We start from the raw sequence: 14,581 nt of genomic DNA on the forward strand, positions 1-14,581 counted from the left end.
CCAGCCGAGGCCCGCCCCCGCGCGCGTCAGCATCGCGACGCGCAGGAAGTCCCACGCCCCAAAGTCCACGGATTGAATGCCGCGATCGTTGGCGACGATGCGGTTGATGCGCCAGCGTTTTTCCCACGCGTAGGTGTCGTTGTCCGCGGTTTTGTTCAGGCGTGCGAGCGTCGAGGAGACCCACGAGGGGTTGGTGCATTGGGAGCGCAGGCGCTCGTAGTCCTCGCGGTGCCCGTATTTCATGAGCGTGTAGAGCTGGCGGAGGAGGCCGTCGCGGCTGGTGATGCCCCAGTCGCGGGCGAGCATTTGTTCGATCGCCCGCTTGTCACCCAGTGCGAGCGTGTCCACCGTGTTTCCCTGGCATAGCGCGTAGGGGATCGCCGGGGCGAGTAGGCGCGCCTTCGGGTCAGCCGCCAGCTTCTTGAGCGAGCCGGTGAGTTTCGGGGTGTGGTGCTTGTTGAGCTTGTCCCATTCCTCGCCTTTTCCGGCCTTGCGCACGTCGCGCGGCGCGGGGGTGGCGCCCTTGGAGCGGTCGAGGGCTTCACGGATGAGGAGGTAGGGCGTGCAGAGCACCAGCAGGACTATCGCCAGCGCAACGGGGACAGGTATCTGGGAGACAAGATTCGCGAACACGGACACGATTCTGCCTGATGGCTGGTAGGTCACACAAACGATGGGCGCGATGGGGACGTGGGACGAGGCCGTGGCCGGGTTGCGTGGGTCCCGGCCTCGGCCTCGTGGATCGGTGCGCGTCCTGCGACTCAGTGCTGGCCTCGTGGGTCGGTGTCGGTCAGCGCGCGTCCTGGGGGTCAGCCCGCCCGCTTCGGCGTGATCCCCATGAGCACCGTGTCCGAGTGGGGGTAGGTGCCGAGGTATCGGTGCCAGGAGCTGTTGGGATGCTTGGGTTTCGCTATCAACAGGTCATCGTAAAGCGGGGTGGCTCCGTAGGCACCGACCTCGGTGAGGTTCGACAGAAGTACACCTTCGGGGGCGGAGTAAAGGGGCTGCGATAGGGAGACTGCCTGCCTCGGCTCGTCGGCTGTCCAAGTCGAGGCTGGATACAGGATAAGTGAACCGTCCGATGCGAGGATCGAATCATTGGGATAGCTATACGTCTCTGGTGAGCCGTCCTCGTTCGTCGTCATCAGGGGCCTGCCGTTGATGAAACCGATGAATGCTTCAGAATCAGAATAGGTCGGTGGTTGTGTACATAGCGGAGCCCAGGAAACCTCCTCTGAGTGGAGAGTTTCGAGGGCCTGCTCGGCTGTGGGGGTGATGATGTGCCCTGTCGTATCCCAGCACGTCATGTGCAGGATCCTCAACCAGTCTCGGGAACCGACCGAGCGCGCAGTGCGCTCGCGTTCGGTCCCGTCGGGGTTGTAGACGACATACTCCATATCTCGCGAATTAGGGTTGGACGAGAGGACCGTGATCCATCCGTCGCTCGCGGGGAGCATTTCGGTGACGTCTATGCCGTCCGGTGCGTCACCGCGCGTGTAGGTGCCGTCAGCGAGGTTTAAGAATCCGTCGGCCTCGTACCGATCGCGTGCTTGATTGCGGCGGCCGGCGAGGATGTAACCATTAACGGCGGGGGTAGTGATGGGGCCGCGTTGTATGTCTCCTTCTGTGCCCGTGACATAGCTCCACGCCTGGCTGCCGTCTTTGCGCCACGCCGTGCAAGTGAATTGCGTCGTTGGGACAGCAAATGAGCGCCTCGTGTCGGTTGGTGCACAGACGAGCGCGACAGGCCACGTCACTTGCACAAAGCGTGACCTTTCTTTGATGGGTTGAATGTTACCCACGAGTGTCGCAGGAATTGCCCCGTCCGCGTAGTACCCAAACCTCATGGTCGTGGGTAAGGGTGTCGCCCAGGTAGCGGTGACTGCGCCATCAGCGGCGCGTATTGTTTCGTCACCGGCGACGATAGAGTCCTCCCAGATCAGAAGATTCATGTTGCCGTTGTGGATGTCATGACGCCACAGGACCGTGGGAGTACGTCCGCTCGCATCGATGCCGATGAGTGTCCCGGAACGTGGATTATCAGAGGATGCAAGCGAGGAGGCGAAGATGACGGCTGTTCCGTCGACATTCACGATCTCACGGACGGGAGCGTCAGTCCCCAGCTCCGCGGCCGTCATCTCCCACGCAACTTGGAAGCCTGAGGCGAAGTCCGGGGAGATCAGGGAGGATGCGTGCGCGTCGCCGGAGTACCCGACCGGCCTGTGCATGAGCCAGGAGGAACCGACGGCCAGCGCGCCGACGAGGGCGACGGCCAGTGCGATGGCGAGGCGGCGGAGGATACTCGGGAGGGACTTGCGCCAGGGGGTCAGCGTGTTGGAGAGAGTCATCGGGTGCTCCTCGTCGGTCCGGGGGCTGGGGTCAGGCCGACGATGTGGTCGCCGGAGGAAGGAGTCAGGCCAAGCAAGCGCTTGTACCACGGTGATGTCTCAGGGGATATGCGGGCGACGATGAGGTCGTCGTAGAGTGGAGTTGCCGAGCGAACCCTGAGGTTGTTCCAGCCATGTACCGCATCGTTACTCAGCCTGTAGGTGGATGATGTGTCGGGCTGTGTCGACGCCTGCGCCGCGTCCGCTACGTTGATGAGCGAGGGGGGCCACGAGTCAAGGTCATAGCCGCTGGACGAAGCGCCCTTGAGATGAGGCATGAGTAGGACAGAAGTATCTTGACTGATCGCGGGCGGGGCCCACCACCACGACGCGTCGTAGGATAAAATGTCAAGGTATTGTTGATGCGTAGCCACCGTGACGTTGTCGTTCACGATGATCGCCGAGTCTTCGGTGAGCGTGATTGTTGTGTCCCACGAGTGGTCTCCTGTGGCTGCGTAGTGCACGATCTGTTCGGTCGTCGGCAGTGAGTTTTCCGTCTGCGGATAGGTGCTCAGGTAGTTGATGCGCGCGACGGCCTCCTGCGTAAGAGTGACGACCTGCGCATTCGATCCGTCGGGCGCGACCGTGGCTGCGTGCATGTACCCGCTGCTGATCACCCAACCGTCCTGGGCGCGGATGATGGTTGGTGCGCCAATGTAGGGGAATGTAATACGGCACGACGTGGTTCCGTCATCGAGTTCGGTCGTTGCTGGACCACATGCCTCCTCGATCGCATCGATCCCGGTGCGTTCACCGGTCGAGAGGTTCAGAAATCCGCGCAGAAACGTGCTGCTGAATCCGGTCAGCTGATACCCCGAACGATGATCAGCGTGGACGATGGGGATCCAGCCGTCCACGGGAGTCACGGTGTCGGGGAAGGAGCCGCTGGATGCGTCGAAGTCCCACACGTGTGTTGCGGTCTTATCCCAGGCCTCGCACTGTCCGGTGGAGAGATCGGGGCAGTAGAGGCGGATTGGACCGATCGGGGCGCTTGACCAGCCGGTGTGCGAAGGGTGTTCGTAGGGGGAAACTCCGTAGCGAACTCCCGAGGTAGGCCATCCGGTAGTTGTGTGACCGTCCGCTGCGGACACCAGCGTGTTTCCGACGAGGAGGTCGCCGTCCCACCAGTGCACGTCTGTCTCGTCGTCGTTGATGTCGGTGCGCCACAGCTCGCGCGGGGTGGCATATGAGGTGTCGTAGCCGATGGCGATGCGTTGGGTTCCCTTGTAGCCGACGATGAAGAGGTGGCCGTCGCGCGCGATGTAGTCGTCGATGCGGTCCAGGCCCGCGTCCGCCGCGTCGATCTGCCACGCCAAGCGCACGCCGTTGACGAAGTTCCCGGAGAGAAAACCGGTGTCCTCGGCGCGGCCGTGGTAGCCCCACGAGCCGTTCGCCGACTGGATGACCGCGAGGGCGCACAGGATCGACGTTGTCACCATCCACAGGCGTGCCCCGAAGGTGAAGGGACAGATGATCTTGTACCAGAGGCGGGTGATGGCCCCGGCCTCGTCGTAGGCGTCTTCGTCTGGGAATCTCATGGACCCGATCGTAACCGCATCCGGTAGTAACCGGGTAATTTTGCTGGCGTCGCAGGCCAGACGAGGCCGGGGCCGGGTTGCGTGTCCCAGCCCCGGCCTCGTGGATCGGTGCGCGTCCTGCGACTCAGTGCCGGCCTCGTGGATCGGCTCGCGTCCTAGGGGTCAGCCCGCCCGCTTTGGCGTGATGCCCATGAGCACCGTGTCCGGGTGGGGGTATCCGCCGAGGTAACGCAGGAAGATATTGCGCTGAGGGACGGGCGTCGCGACGAGCAGGTCATCGTAGAAGGGTCGTGCGGACCTTGCTCCTACCTGCGAGAGCGAGGCGATCGTGACGCCTGACTGGGAGTAGTACAAGGCTGGAGCTTCTTCCTCGGTGGAGTTCTTCTTGTCGCTCTCGATCGACTGGATGCCGAGGATCAGTGAGCCGTCAGCCGATAAGAATGCTCCTTGTTCGTACTCCGTGTAGGTGGGTGTTCCATCCTCGTCGGCGGCTAAGAAGTTCCTGCCGTTGATGGCGTAGATGCTGCTGTCGGGTCTGCCACCGTCAACTTCGTAGCACATGGGCGTCCAGCCGTGCCCGGTGCGCAGGGCCGTGAGGGCCTGCTCGGCTGTGGGAAGAACTGCATGCCCATCGGTATCCGTGCACGTGGTGGTGATGAGTGTCCTCCACGATAGTGAGTTGGTGGTCAGAGCCATCGTCTCGCGAAGGCTGCCGTCAGGGTTTAGGACAGCGATGTCACCTTCTTCAAGCTGCGCATAATCCATCCCATTGACGAGCCAGCCGTCGCTTGTCGCGTAGATCTCGCTTGTCGCGTAGATGGTGTCGATGGAGAGGCGACCAGAGAAGGCCACGCCGAGATCCGTGACGGATCCGTCGATAAGGCTGAGGAATGAATCGAGGTACGGATAATTGTCGTCGTACTGCCCGATGATGAGATGGCTGTTGGCTGTCGTGATACTGGTTGGCTGAACCCTGTGCCTATCAGCGTTCCTTGTGACCGCGTAGTTCCAGGCTTGGGTGCCGTCCTTGTGCCACCCAGTGCACGAGGCTTCCTCGTTGCGATCGGCTTCCTGTGCATCGTCGATAGGCGTGCAGATGACTACGACGGGCCAGGTGATAGGAATGAAGCTTGCAACGTCGCTCCACGATGGGAGTGTTGCCGAGAGGACGCGTGGGGAATCTAGGTTGCGGAGGTCACTGGCAGCGGCAGGCAAGGGAGAATCCCAGGTGGTGGTCACAACCCCGTCGGATGCTCGAATTGTCTCGCTGCCCGCGATAATCGAGTCGTCCCAGGTGAAGAGCGTGCGAATATCAGAGGTAAACTCGTGGCGCCACAGAACGGTGGGAGTAGATCCACTGGGATCGATGCCGATGAGCGTCCCTGAGAAGGCCTGTTCTTCGTTCGATGATCTGCCTTCCGCAGTGGCGAGCACGACGAGGACCTCGCCTACCCTCGTGCTGGCGACGACCGGTGCCGTGACCCCCAAGTCCTTGCTCGTCATCTCCCAGGCGACGGAAAACCCAGATGAAAAATCAGAAGAGAGGGCCTGTGAGGGATGTGCGTGTCCGGAGTAGCCGGTCGGGAGATGGACCAGCCACGACAGGCCGAGCGCGAGGATCGAGGCGAGCGTGGCGACAAGCAGTTTTCTTGCACGGATAAAGGCAAGAATAGAGGTGAGAGGGCTGCGCGCACTATCCGGGGCGGTCATCGAACGCTCCTCATCGGTCCGGGGGCTGGGGTCAGGCCGACGATACGGTCGCCGGAGGAAGGAGTCAGGCCAAGCAAGCGCTTGTACCACGGTGATGTCTCAGGGGATATGCGGGCGACGACAAGATCATCGAAGAGAACTGTGCCGGATGAAACCTGCAGGGTGCGCCATCCGGGGACTGCGGAGTTTTTTAGCCAATACTCGCCCTTATCAGGCCTGCTCCAGTCTGCCGCGGCCGCCGCCGAGTCAACGAGGAGAGGCGTGTAGTAATCCTCTCCCCTGCCCTTGGCGTTGGGGATCAATGCCACCGATGCGTCACGGCTATAGACAATGCCGCGCGCCCACGTGGAAGCGTTCACATCGTCATCGAAAACTTGACGATTAGTGACGATCTCCTGGTTGTCGTTGATGATGACCGAGGCCATGACCGAGCCAGGCGACGTGTAGACCACCGCGCTCGAGGCCTCCCACGTGTGCTCGCCGGTGGCACCGTAGTGGAGAAGGTCCTCAGCGGTGGGCAGTTCGGAATCGTCCGTTACGTGGACGGTCAGGAAAGCGATGCGTTCCATTGCCTCGAGCGACAGGGTGCCCACCCTCGGATTCGATCCGTCAGGGGCGACGGTGGCAACGTTGGAGTCATTCGGGCTGGAGGAGCTTGATCGGAGTCCGTCGCTGACGATCCAGCCATCCCTGCCGCGAATGATGGGTAGCTGAAATGTGTCTGGATGGACCAAGCGACACGTTGTCGTACCGTCGTAATCCTCCTTTTTCGCCGGGCCGCACGACTCCTCAATGGCGTCGATCCCCGTGCGTTCGCCCGTCTCCAGGTTCAAGAATCCGGCCAGGTCATACGTAACGGGTGGAAGAGTCTTGTCCGGCCACTTGCGCGCTGTCATCAGCGGCACCCAGCCGTTCACCGGGGCAACGATGTCAGGGAACGCATCCGAGGAAGCATCGAAGTCCCACACGTGTGTTGCGGTCTTATCCCAGGCCTCACACTGTCCGGTGGAGAGATCGGGGCAGTAGAGGCGGATCGGGCCGATCGGGGCGCTTGACCATCCCGTAGAGGTGGGGCGTGCATATGCGTTCCCAGCCAGGGAATCACCCGACGACGGCCAGCCAGTTGTGACCTTCCCATCTGCTGGAGAGATCAGTGTATTGCCGACGAGGAGGTCCCCGTCCCACCAGTACACGCCGCGTTCGTCGTCGACGTTGACGCGCCACAGCTGGCGGGGGGTGGAATAGGAGGCGTCGTAGCCGATTGCGACCCGCTGGCTTCCCTTGTAGCCCACCAGGAAGAGGTAGCCGTCGCGTGCGATGTACGTGTTGATCATGTCCAAATCAGCAGCGTTTGCATCGATTTCCCAGGCCAGGCGCACACCGTTGACGTAGTCGCCAGAAAGAAAGCCAGTGTCTTGGGCGCGGCCGTGGTAGCCCCACGAGCCGTTCGCTGAATGCATGACGGCGAGCGCGCACAGGATCGACGTTGTCACCATCCACAGGCGTGCCCCGAAGGTGAAGGGGCAGATGATCCGGTACCAGAGGCGCTTGAGCGCCCCCGCCCACCTGTAGTCGTCTTCGTCTGGGAATCTCATGGACCCGATCGTAACTGCATCCGCTAGTAACTGGGTAATTTTGGTGGCGTCGCAGGCCAGACGAGGCCGGGGCCGGGTTGCGTGGGTCCCGGCCTCGGCCTCGTGGATCGGTGCGCGTCCTGTGACTCAGTGCCGGCCTCGTGGGTCGGTGTCGGTCAGCGCACGTCCTGGGGGTCAGCCCGCCCGCTTCGGCGTGATCCCCATGAGCACCGTGTCCGGGTGGGGGTAGGTGCCGAGGTATCGGCGCCAGGAGCTGTCGGGGTGGTTGGGTTTCGCTATCAACAGGTCGTCGTAGAAAGGCTGCGCGTAGCGCACGCCAACATCTTCCAGCGATGCCAGCTGGATGCCCGAGGGGGCGGCATACAGGTTCATCGACGGGTTCTTGTTCGTCGAGTCCTCATCCTTCGGGGGTTGGGAGAGCATGAGGGAGCCGTCCGCCGCGGGGATCACGGTGTCCGGGTACATGCCGGGCTCGGATCCGCCCGCGGTATTTGTCATTATCAGTCTGCGGCCATTCATAACGGAGAAACCGTTGGAGGAGTATCGATTCTTCTGCATGCATAGGGGTGCCCAGGTGACCTCCCCCGTGGCGAGAGTGGATGCCACTTGCTCGCTCGTCGGTCGCGCGACACGCCCGTCTTCGTCCCAGCACTTCACAAAGTAGAGGTCTGACAGCTGCATGAGTGGATCGGCGAGGCGAGTGCGCGAGACCTCGGTTCCGTCAGGGGCCAGCGTGACGAGGGCGCGCTGCTGGGGGTCGTCCGGCACCGCTCCCTCCAGCACCCACCCGTCCGCGACGGGACGGAGAGTTTTGGCATTGTAGGTCGCGCTCTCGACGAGGACGCCGTCGGCCAGGTGGAGGAAGGCGCCGACCTGGCGATCCGCGTAGCCGAAATTCCGGGAGACGGGAACGTAGCCGTCGACCGCCGTCACGGGCAACGGGAGGCCGGGACCCTGAAGGTCGTGCGGGGAGAGGTTCACCTTATATCTCCATGCTTCGGTTCCGTCCTTGTTCCATCCCAGGCACAGGTAGTCGAAATCCTGAACGGCATCAGGTTTGTCTCGCGGGTAGCAGATAACAATGACCGGCGACGTCACGCGTGAGAAGTCCCCGTTTGCGGGATTGACCTCGTCGCCCCCCACGTTGATGAAGGCCTTCTTATTAAAATCGTCGAAGTCCGAGCTAATGTGCGTGGGGATCGGTGTGTCCCAGGTGGCCGTGACCTCGCCGTCGGCGACGCGGATCGTCTGTCCCGCGACCACGACGGAGTCCTCCCACGCGAACATCGGCGAATCGACGTCCGGCACCTCGCGGCGCCACAGGACCGAGGGGTTCTCGCCGCTCAGGTCGAGACCCACGAGCGTGGAAGGCTGGTCCTGCCCTCCGAAGAAGGCGACGAGACGCCCGTCGACCTCCTTATAGGCCCACAGTGATCCGCCCACGCCGAGGTCCTCGCCCGTCAGCTCCCAGGCGACGTCGAAGCCCGAGGCGAAGTCCGGGGAGAGCAGGGAGGATGTGTGCGCGTCGCCGGAGTACCCGACCGGCCTGTGCATGAGCCAGGAGGAACCGACGGCCAGCGCGCCGACGAGGGCAACACTGAGCGTGATGGCGAGGCGGCGGACGATAGTCGGGAGGGACTTGCGCCGGGAGGTCAGCGTGTTGGAGAGAGTCATCGGGCGCTCCTCATCGGTCCGGGTGCGGGGGTCAGGCCGACGATGCGCTCGCCGGGGGCGGCAGACAGGGCGGCGAGGCGCTTGTACCAGGGGGCCTGCGCGGGCGACGAGAAGCCGACGATCAGGTCGTCAAACATTGTTGTCGCCGACGTCATGTGGAGGTTCTCCCACCCGGGGACGGCGTAGGAACTGATGGCGTACTTGTCTGAATCGGCTGCGGTGCTCGTGGCATTGGCGGCCGCATTCACGTCGACGAGAAGCGGACGCCATTCTCCCTTGGGGATGAAGGAGGTGGGGGCCACGTTGATGTGGGGGAGGAACAGAGCCGATGCATCCTCGCTGAGCGCGGGGTCACCTAGCCACACGCTGGGGTTGTCGGTGTCAGTTCCGTAATACGACTGTCCGATGCTGACGGTGGTCTTCTCGTTGATGACGAGCGGGGTGTCGTAGTCTCCCGGCGCCAGGGTGATCGAGGAGTCCCACGATGCCTCGCCCGTGGCCGCAAAGTGCATGAACTGTTCTGTCGTAGGGGTCTGCTCGGAACCCAGATCGGGGTATGTTCGCAGGAACAGGAGGCGCTCCGAGGCTTGTGCATCCAGGTGCATCACCTGCGGGTTCGAGCCGTCGGGGGCGACGGTCGCGATGTATCCAATGCCGTCGCCGACGATCCACCCGTCGGAGGCACGCAGGATGAGGTGCTGATGTTTAAATTTCTTGGTGATGCGGCAATAGGGTATGCCCTCCGAATCCTCCAGCGTAGCGGGCCCGCACGCCTCCTCGATGGCATCCAGGCCGACGCGCTCTCCAGTGTCCAGATTGAGGAAGCCCGTGAGCTCGTCGAGCGTATATCCCATGGCCGGGCCGGTCGACGATGGCTCCCACGCGCGTAGGGGCACCCAGCCCTCCAGCGGGATGACGGAGTCGGGAAAGGAGCCGGTGGAGGCGTCGAAGTCCCACACGTGGGTCCCCGTCTTGTCCCAGGCCTGGCAGGGAGCGGACGAGGGGGTGGGGCAGTACAGGCGAATCGATCCGATCGGCCCCGTGCTCGGTCCGCTTCCTGTGGGGTGATGGTAGGGGGAGTCCCCTAGGCGAACGCCCGGGGCCGGCCAGTTCGAGCGCGTCGACCCGTCAGCGGTCGACACCAGGGTGTTGCCCACGAGCAGGTCATCGCCCCACCAGTTCACCCCTTCCTCGTCGTCGACGTTGGTGCGCCACAGCTCGCGCGGGGTGGAATAGGAGGCGTCGAAGGCGACGACGCTGCGCTGAGCCCCCTTATACCCGACCAGATAGATGTATTCGTCACCGACGCGGAAGTTGTCGATGCGGTCCAGGCCCGCGTCCGCCGCGTCGATCTGCCACGCCAAGCGCACGCCGTTGACGAAGTTCCCGGAGAGGAATCCGGTGTCTTGGGCGCGGCCGTGGTAGCCCCACGAGCCGTTCGCCGACTGGATGACGGCGAGCGCGCACAGGATCGACGTTGTCACCATCCACAGGCGCGTGCCGAAGGTGAAGGGGCAGATGATCCGGTACCAGAGGCGGGTGATGGCCCCGGCCTCGACGTAGGCGTCTTCGTCTGGGAATCTCATGGACCCGATCGTAACCGCATCCGCTAGTAACCGGGTAATTTTGCTGGCGTCGCAGGCCAGACGAGGCCGGGGCACGCCCTATGTATAGGTATCGCAACGTGCGCCCACCGCCGCTCCACCCGGTCGCGCACGCGCGCGAGAATCCGCCACGGCCTCGTCAATGTCAAACCCGAAGGGCGTGAGACGCGCGGAAGCGCCCCCGGTACCCAGATGTGGGCGGGACGCGGTAAGGTCCATCCCAGATGCCTCGACGCGTGCGCTCGCCGACGAGGTGCTACAAATACTGGGGAACTGACGGGAAGGGACAGGCAATGTCAGCGACGAAGCTCGTGATCGTGGAGTCTCCTGCGAAAGCAGCCACCATCGAGGGATACCTGGGTCCCGACTACCACGTGACCGCCTCCATCGGCCACATCCGCGACCTCCCGCAACCCTCCGAGCTGCCCAAAGACATGAAAAAGGGGCCATTCGGCCGCTTCGCCGTCAACGTCGACGAGGGCTTCACGCCCTACTACGTGGTGAACCCGGACAAGAAGAAAAAGGTCACCGAACTCAAGAAACTCCTCAAGGAATCCGACGAACTCTTCCTCGCAACCGATGAGGACCGCGAGGGTGAGGCCATCGCGTGGCACCTCCTCCAGGTGCTCAAGCCGAAGGTGCCCGTTCGCCGCATGGTCTTCCACGAAATCACGAAGGAAGCGATCCAGCGCGCCCTGGAGAACACGCGCGACCTGGACACCGACCTCGTCGACGCGCAGGAGACCCGCCGCATCCTCGACCGCCTCTACGGCTACGAGGTCTCGCCCCTCCTATGGCGCAAAATCCGACCCTCCCTGTCCGCCGGCCGCGTGCAGTCGGTGGCCACGCGCCTCGTCGTCGCCAAAGAACGCGACCGCATGGCGCACGTGAGCGCCCAATACTGGTCGATCGACACGGCCTTCACGTCGGCAGGCCAGGCCTTCGGCGCGCGCGTGGCCTCCGTGGACGGCCACGCCATCGCGACCGGCTCCGACTTTTCCGAGAAGGGCGAGCTGAGCGCGAAGGCCACCAAGGCCGGCGTCCTCCACCTGGACGAGGCCACCGCCCGCTCCTACGCCCGCGCGCTGGAAGACGCCCCGGCCTCGGTCATCGACTCGGTGACCCGCAAGCCCTACCGCCGCCGCCCGGCCGCCCCCTTCACGACGTCCACCCTCCAGCAAGAGGCGTCGCGCAAACTGCACTGGAACGCCTCCTCGACGATGCGCACCGCCCAGTCCCTCTACGAGTCCGGTTACATCACCTACATGCGTACCGACTCCACGGCCCTGTCCAGCCAGGCAATCCACGCCGCCCGCGAGCAGGCCACCCAGCTTTATGGTGCCGAGGCCGTGGCCGACTCCCCGCGCCTGTACGGCACCACCTCGAAGGGCGCGCAGGAGGCGCACGAGGCGATCCGCCCCGCCGGCGACCACTTCCGCACGCCCGGCGAAGTCGCGGGCTCCCTGTCCAAGCAGCAGCTCGCCCTGTACGACCTGATCTGGAAGCGCACGGTCGCCTCGCAGATGGCCGACGCTCTTGGCTACACGGCGACGATCCGCGTGCTCACCGGCATTGAGGTCGACGGCGCGCGTCACGACGTGATCTCCTCGGCCTCGGGCACAGTCATCACCTCCCCGGGCTTCCGCCTGGCCTACCAGGAGGGGCGCGACCAGGGGCGCTACGACGCGGAAAAGAACGACGCGGAGAAGACCCTGCCCGACGTCGCCGAGGGGGATCCCGCGACGCTGACCGAGGCCACCCCCGATGGCCACGAAACCCAGCCCCCGGGCCGCTACACGGAGGCCACGCTGGTCAAGACCATGGAGGAGCTCGGCATCGGCCGACCCTCCACCTACGCGGCCACCATCCAGACGATCGGGGACCGTGGGTACGTCACGCATCGCGGCCAGTACCTGGTGCCCACGTGGCTCGCGTTCTCCGTCACGCGCCTCCTTGAGGAGAACCTCGCGAACCTGGTCGACTACGACTTCACGGCCTCGATGGAGGGTGACCTGGACCGTATCGCCGCGGGCCAGGAGAACGGCACGGACTTCCTGACTGGCTTCTTCTTCGGCCCCGACGGCACGGGCGAGAATGGCGGCCTGCGCCACGACGTCGCCTCCCTGGGCGACGATATCGACGCGCGCGCCGTCAACTCGATCGACCTGGGCCGCGGCGTGACGCTGCGCGTGGGCCGCTACGGACCCTACATGGAAAAGGCCGACGGGACGCGCGCGAACGTGCCGCCGGAGGTTGCCCCCGACGAGCTGACGGACGAACTCATCGACCAGCTTTTCGCCCGCGCCGCCGACGACGGCCGCGAGCTCGGCGTCGACCCCGCAACCGGCCACACGATCATTGTCAAGGACGGCCGCTACGGCCCCTACGTCACCGAGATCCTCCCCGAGTCGGCCGAAGGGGACCAGGCCGGCGCGAAGAAGGCGAAGAAGAGCGCCGCCAAGCCGCGCACCGCCTCCCTGTTCAAGACCATGGACATCGCGACCGTCACCCTCGAGGACGCCCTGAGTCTGCTGTCCCTGCCGCGCGAGGTGGGCACGGACCCGGCCTCGGGCGAGGTCATCACCGCGCAGAACGGTCGCTACGGCCCCTACCTGAAGAAGGGGACGGACTCGCGCACGCTGGCCTCCGAGGACCAGCTGCTCACCATCACCCTGGATGAGGCCCTGGCCATCTACGCCCAGCCCAAGACCCGCGGCCGCGGCGCCGCCCGCCCGCCGCTGCGCGAGTTCGGCGAGGACCCGATCTCGGGCAAGAAGGTCACCGTCAAGGACGGCCGCTTCGGCCCCTACGTGACGGACGGCGAGACCAACGTGACCGTCCCGCGCGCGGAGACGGTCGAGGACCTGACGGCCGAGCGCGCCTACGAGCTGTTGGCGGATAAGCGCGCCAAGGGCCCCGCCCCCAAGCGCACGCGCAAGACGGCCGCGAAGAAGACGACCACCAAGAAGGCGACGGCAAAGAAGACCACCGCGAAGAAGACGGCCACCAAGAAGGCCGCGACGAAGAAGGACAGCTGATGGCGGCGCGAGGAGTGTTCATCACCTTCGAAGGTGGCGACGGCTCGGGGAAGTCCACGCAGATCCAGTCGGTGCGCGAGTGGTTCGAGAGCCGTGGCCGCGAGGTCATCGTCACCCGCGAGCCGGGCGGCACCGAGCTCGGCACGGAAATCCGCCGCCTCGTGCAAAACGGCCCCGAGGACGTCGACGCGCGCACGGAGGCCCTCCTGTACGCGGCCGACCGCGCCTACCACGTCGCCACGGTCATCGGCCCCGCCCTCGAACGCGGCGCCGTCGTCCTGGGGGACCGCTACATTGACTCCTCGCTGGCCTACCAGGGCGCGGCCCGCTCCCTTGGCGTCGACGAGATCGCGTCCCTGAGCGCCTGGGCGACCCAGGGCCTCTACCCGTCCCTGACCTTCCTCCTGGACCTGCCTCCCGAGGTCGGCGCGCGCCGCCGCACCGACGCCCCGGACCGCATGGAACGCGAGTCCATGGACTTCCACGAGCGTGTGCGCCACCAGTACCTGCGACTCGCCGACGCCGAGCCCGAGCGCATCGTCGTCATCGACGCGGTAGGCACTGTCGACGAGGTCTTCTCCGAGATCCGCGGCGTCCTCGTCGAACGCTTCGAGGGCGGAGTCGCCACCATCGACGAGGCCGTGGACGCGCCCTCGGGTGCGCCGGCTCAGGACACCCCGGCCTCGTCCTCCGAGGCCCCCGAGAAGTCGGCATCGTCTGCGGAGTCGTCCGTGCCCGAGGCGGCCCCCGAGGCGTCCACCGAGGCCTCGGCGCCACGCACGGGGTCCGGCGAGCAGCGCTCCTCGCGCAAGCCCGCGACCATGGTGGGAGCCCTGGGTGAATCCCAGGGCGCGCTGTGGGATGAATGATGAGCGTCTGGTCCTCGCTGGTCGGACAGGAAGCGGCGGTCGCTAAGCTCAGCGATGCCGCGGCGTCCGCCCGCGCGATCGTCGCCTCCCGCGGTGGGCGCGCCTCCGACGAGGCCCGCTCCATGAGCCACGCCTGGCTCATCACCGGCCCGCCCGGGTCGGGCCG

At 64.9% G+C, this 14,581-nt stretch carries 9 protein-coding genes and 1 pseudogene; 3 read left to right on the forward strand and 7 right to left on the reverse strand.

The features are described 5' to 3' along the window. From HMPREF1138_RS03900 to HMPREF1138_RS03930, 7 genes are all read right to left on the reverse strand, one after another. On the reverse strand, positions 1-633 hold a 633-nt coding region (locus tag HMPREF1138_RS03900; protein ID WP_039936788.1), incomplete at its 3' end, for a DUF1266 domain-containing protein. Between the two features lie 176 nt (positions 634-809). After that, positions 810-2,348: a hypothetical protein gene (locus HMPREF1138_RS03905; RefSeq protein ID WP_009056809.1), complete on the reverse strand. Its 1,539-nt coding sequence runs from the start codon at positions 2,346-2,348 to the stop codon at positions 810-812. Next, positions 2,345-3,925 carry a hypothetical protein gene (locus HMPREF1138_RS03910; RefSeq protein ID WP_009056802.1) on the reverse strand — a complete coding sequence of 527 codons (1,581 nt, stop codon included), beginning with the start codon at positions 3,923-3,925 and terminating at the stop codon, positions 2,345-2,347. Before HMPREF1138_RS03910 ends, HMPREF1138_RS03905 begins: the two co-directional genes overlap by 4 nt. A 162-nt stretch (positions 3,926-4,087) precedes the next feature. Then, positions 4,088-5,635, reverse strand: coding sequence for a hypothetical protein (locus tag HMPREF1138_RS03915; protein WP_009056806.1), 1,548 nt, complete (start codon positions 5,633-5,635; stop codon positions 4,088-4,090). Next, complete coding sequence (locus HMPREF1138_RS03920) at positions 5,632-7,230, reverse strand: hypothetical protein (protein ID WP_009056804.1); 1,599 nt, start codon at positions 7,228-7,230, stop codon at positions 5,632-5,634. The genes HMPREF1138_RS03915 and HMPREF1138_RS03920 overlap by 4 nt, the downstream gene beginning before the upstream one ends. A gap of 174 nt (positions 7,231-7,404) precedes the next feature. Next, on the reverse strand, positions 7,405-8,904 hold the full coding sequence (locus HMPREF1138_RS03925) for a hypothetical protein (RefSeq protein ID WP_009056811.1): 1,500 nt from the start codon (positions 8,902-8,904) through the stop codon (positions 7,405-7,407). After that, positions 8,901-10,490 (reverse strand): hypothetical protein, encoded by a 1,590-nt coding sequence (locus HMPREF1138_RS03930; protein ID WP_009056803.1) that lies wholly within the window; start codon positions 10,488-10,490, stop codon positions 8,901-8,903. Before HMPREF1138_RS03930 ends, HMPREF1138_RS03925 begins: the two co-directional genes overlap by 4 nt. 311 nt (positions 10,491-10,801) lie before the next feature. Between HMPREF1138_RS03930 and topA the strand changes: the two genes are divergently transcribed. The 3 genes and pseudogenes from topA to HMPREF1138_RS11015 form a co-directional block, all read left to right on the forward strand. After that, the gene (topA, locus tag HMPREF1138_RS03935) at positions 10,802-13,546 is read left to right on the forward strand and encodes a type I DNA topoisomerase (RefSeq protein WP_009056800.1); all 2,745 of its coding nucleotides are present in this window, start codon (positions 10,802-10,804) and stop codon (positions 13,544-13,546) included. Continuing rightward, a complete protein-coding gene (gene tmk, locus HMPREF1138_RS03940; protein ID WP_009056810.1) occupies positions 13,546-14,415 on the forward strand; it encodes a dTMP kinase in 870 nt (289 codons plus the stop codon). Before topA ends, tmk begins: the two co-directional genes overlap by 1 nt. Next, positions 14,412-14,581 (forward strand): annotated as a pseudogene (locus HMPREF1138_RS11015) (DNA polymerase III subunit delta'); the annotation flags it as partial. The gene tmk and the pseudogene HMPREF1138_RS11015, both read left to right, overlap by 4 nt.

The sequence above is a fragment of the Actinomyces sp. ICM58 genome, from assembly GCF_000283035.1.
Classification (GTDB): Bacteria; Actinomycetota; Actinomycetes; order Actinomycetales; family Actinomycetaceae; genus Pauljensenia.

Bases quoted from the DNA above. Each gene is read 5' to 3' on its own strand.
- topA (WP_009056800.1), top strand. From the start codon at position 10,802: ATGTCAGCGACGAAGCTCGTGATCGTGGAGTCTCCTGCGAAAGCAGCC.
- tmk (WP_009056810.1), top strand. From the start codon at position 13,546: ATGGCGGCGCGAGGAGTGTTCATCACCTTCGAAGGTGGCGACGGCTCG.
- HMPREF1138_RS03910 (WP_009056802.1), bottom strand. From the start codon at position 3,925: ATGAGATTCCCAGACGAAGACGCCTACGACGAGGCCGGGGCCATCACC.
- HMPREF1138_RS03905 (WP_009056809.1), bottom strand. From the start codon at position 2,348: ATGACTCTCTCCAACACGCTGACCCCCTGGCGCAAGTCCCTCCCGAGT.
- HMPREF1138_RS03920 (WP_009056804.1), bottom strand. From the start codon at position 7,230: ATGAGATTCCCAGACGAAGACGACTACAGGTGGGCGGGGGCGCTCAAG.
- HMPREF1138_RS03915 (WP_009056806.1), bottom strand. From the start codon at position 5,635: ATGACCGCCCCGGATAGTGCGCGCAGCCCTCTCACCTCTATTCTTGCC.
- HMPREF1138_RS03925 (WP_009056811.1), bottom strand. From the start codon at position 8,904: ATGACTCTCTCCAACACGCTGACCTCCCGGCGCAAGTCCCTCCCGACT.
- HMPREF1138_RS03930 (WP_009056803.1), bottom strand. From the start codon at position 10,490: ATGAGATTCCCAGACGAAGACGCCTACGTCGAGGCCGGGGCCATCACC.